This is a genomic window from Nevskiales bacterium, from assembly GCA_035574475.1.
Taxonomy (GTDB): Bacteria; Pseudomonadota; Gammaproteobacteria; order Nevskiales; family DATLYR01; genus DATLYR01.
In genome coordinates this window covers 1-2,969 of the sequence record DATLYR010000075.1, presented here as the reverse complement: position 1 = coordinate 2,969, position 2,969 = coordinate 1, and the positions used below count along the sequence as shown (strand labels likewise).

Genomic DNA, 2,969 nt, shown 5'->3' with positions numbered 1-2,969 from the left:
GGTGGTGATCGGCTCGGGCCGCTTCCTCAAGCCGATGGAAGACGGGCTCATCGGCCGCAAGGCCGGCGAGGACTGCGAGATCACGGTGGATTTCCCGGCCGATTACCCGGCCGAGGCGCTCAAGGGCCGCCGGGCGCTGTTCCAGGTCAAGGTTCGCCAGGTGGCGGAGCCGCGCCTGCCGGAGCTGAATGACGAATTCTTCCAGGCCGTGGGCGTGAAGGAAGGCGGGCTGCCGGCCTTGCAGGCCAGGATCCGCGAGTCGCTGGCGCGGGAGCGCGACCGCGCGGTGCGCAACCGTGTGAAGCAGCAGATTCTCGAGGGCCTGCTGGCCGCGAACTCGATCGAGCTGCCGCAGGCGCTGGTGGCGCAGGAGCTGGGGCGCATGCGCCACGAGGCCCTGCATCGCCTGCCGCCGCAAATCCAGAAGGACATCAAGGCGCACCCGGAGAAGGCCGCCAATCTGTTCCCGGACGACCTGTTCCAGGCGTCCGCGCGCAAGCGCGTGGCGCTGGGCCTGCTGATCGCCGAGGTGATCCGCGCGCGCAAGATCCAGCTCGACCCGGCCCGGGTTGAGCAGCGCCTGCAGGACATGGCCGGCGACTACGAGCGCGCCGACGAGGTACTGCAGTACTACCGCGCCAACCGCGAGATCATGCAGGGCATCGAGGCCATGGTCATGGAGGAGCAGGTGGTCGAGTCGCTGTTGGCCGGCGCCCAGATCACGGAAAAGACCATGAGCCTGGATGCGCTGCTGGGCCCGGCACACGGCGAGCCGGGGCATGTGCATGGTCCGGACTGCGACCACTGACAAACGGGCGAAAGCCGGGTAAGCCTTTCTCGGACACGCAAAGGCAGCCATCCATGGCGCTCGGGCGCGCACGTCCATGTGCGCGCACGGTCCTCGAATGTCTCACCCGGCTTTCGCCTCAACCTAAAAGCGGCTATGTTTAAGCTGTAGCCGCAAGCCATTCAGGTAATCGTCCATGAGCACTATCCCGACTCGCGCCCTCAACCTGGTCCCGATGGTCATCGAACAGACCGCGCGCGGCGAGCGGGCCTTCGACATCTACTCGCGCCTGCTCAAGGAGCGCGTGGTATTCGTGGTCGGGCCGATCGACGACCACATGGCCAACCTGGTGGTGGCGCAGCTGCTGTTCCTGGAATCCGAGAACCCGGACAAGGACATCCACCTGTACATCAACTCGCCGGGCGGGGTGGTGTCGGCCGGCCTGTCCATCTACGACACCATGCAGTTCATCAAGCCGGACGTTAGCACCATGTGCCTGGGCCAGGCCGCCAGCATGGGTGCGGTGCTGCTGGCCGCCGGCGCCAAGGGCAAGCGGTACTGCCTGCCGCATTCGCGGGTCATGGTCCACCAGCCGCTGGGCGGCTTCCAGGGCCAGGCCTCGGACATCGAGATCCACGCCAAGGAAATCCTGGCAACGCGCGACCGGCTCAACCGCATCCTGCAGAAGCATACCGGCCAGCCGCTGGACAAGATCGAGAAGGACACCGACCGCGACTACTTCATGAGCAGCGAGGAAGCGGTGGCCTATCGCCTGGCGGACGAGGTCTTGAGCTCGCGCAAACAGTCGGCCGCCGTCTGAAGGGCGGCCGGCAGGTGCCGCCGGCAGCGCCAACTTCCGCTAGGGCATTCTGTCTAATTGAAATCCGCTACGGCCACGAGGCGTTGCGGGATTTGCAGCGCCCCGACGCCGTGATATACATGGTGCATGGGTTTGCAGTGAGGAACCTCCGAAAATGAGCAACGACACACGTGGCAGCGGCAGAGTCCTGTACTGCTCGTTCTGCGGCAAGAGCGAGAACGAGGTGCGCAAGCTGATCGCGGGACCGCAGGTATTCGTCTGCGACGAGTGTGTCGAGCTGTGCAACGACATCATCCGTGAGGAGCTGCAGGCCAAGCCGGTGGACAAGGGGCTGCCCAAGCCGGCCGCCATCAAGAAGGTGCTGGACGACTATGTGGTGGGCCAGGAGTCGGCCAAGAAGGTGCTGGCGGTGGCGGTGTACAACCACTACAAGCGCCTGAACGCGGCGCCGGCCAAGGGCGATGACGTCGAGCTGTCCAAGAGCAACATTCTCTTGATCGGGCCGACCGGCTCGGGCAAGACCCTGCTGGCCGAGACCCTGGCGCGGCTGCTGGACGTGCCGTTCGCCATCGCCGATGCCACCACCCTGACCGAGGCCGGTTACGTCGGCGAGGACGTCGAAAACATCATCCAGAAGCTGCTGCAGAAGTGCGACTACGACGTCGAGAAAGCCCAGCGCGGCATCGTTTACATCGACGAGATCGACAAGATTTCGCGCAAGAGCGAAAACCCGTCGATCACCCGCGACGTATCGGGCGAGGGCGTGCAGCAGGCCCTGCTCAAGCTGATCGAGGGCACCATGGCCTCGGTGCCGCCGCAGGGCGGCCGCAAGCACCCGCAGCAGGAATTCCTGCAGGTGGACACCAAAGGCATCCTGTTCATCTGCGGCGGCGCATTCTCGGGGCTGGAAAAAATCATCCAGAACCGCACCCAGCGCGGCGGTATCGGCTTTCGCGCGGACGTGAAGGGCCAGGCCGAGGCCAAGAAGCTGGGCGAGGTGCTGTCCGGTGTGGAGCCCGAGGATCTGATCAAGTACGGCCTGATCCCCGAGTTCGTCGGCCGCCTGCCGGTGGTCGCCACGCTCGAGGAGCTGGATGAGCACGCGCTCATGTCCATCCTGACCGAGCCCAAGAACGCGCTCACCAAGCAGTACGCCAAGCTGTTCGACATGGAAGGCGTGGAGCTGCAATTCCGGCCCGATGCGTTGCGCGCCATCGCCAAGAAGGCGATGGAGCGCAAGACCGGTGCGCGCGGGCTGCGCACGATTGTCGAGAGCATCCTGCTCGACGTCATGTATGAGCTGCCGTCGATGGAGAACGTGTCGATGGTGGTGGTGGACGAGGCGGTGGTGAAGGGCGAGGC

Annotated in this window: 3 protein-coding genes; all 3 read left to right on the top strand. The window is 65.3% G+C overall.

Translation table 11 applies throughout. The features are described from left to right. Positions 1–808, top strand: an 808-nt coding sequence (gene tig, locus VNJ47_04110; protein HXG28018.1) for a trigger factor, incomplete at its 5' end; no start/stop codon positions are given. Between the two features lie 175 nt (positions 809–983). Continuing rightward, entirely contained in the window at positions 984–1,607 is a 624-nt protein-coding gene (clpP, locus tag VNJ47_04105) for an ATP-dependent Clp endopeptidase proteolytic subunit ClpP (GenBank protein ID HXG28017.1), read from the top strand. A 154-nt stretch (positions 1,608–1,761) separates the two neighbouring features. Beyond that, the coding region (gene clpX / locus VNJ47_04100; protein ID HXG28016.1) for an ATP-dependent Clp protease ATP-binding subunit ClpX at positions 1,762–2,969 on the top strand (1,208 nt) is incomplete at its 3' end.

Bases quoted from the DNA above. Each gene is read 5' to 3' on its own strand.
- clpP (HXG28017.1), top strand. From the start codon at position 984: ATGAGCACTATCCCGACTCGCGCCCTCAACCTGGTCCCGATGGTCATC.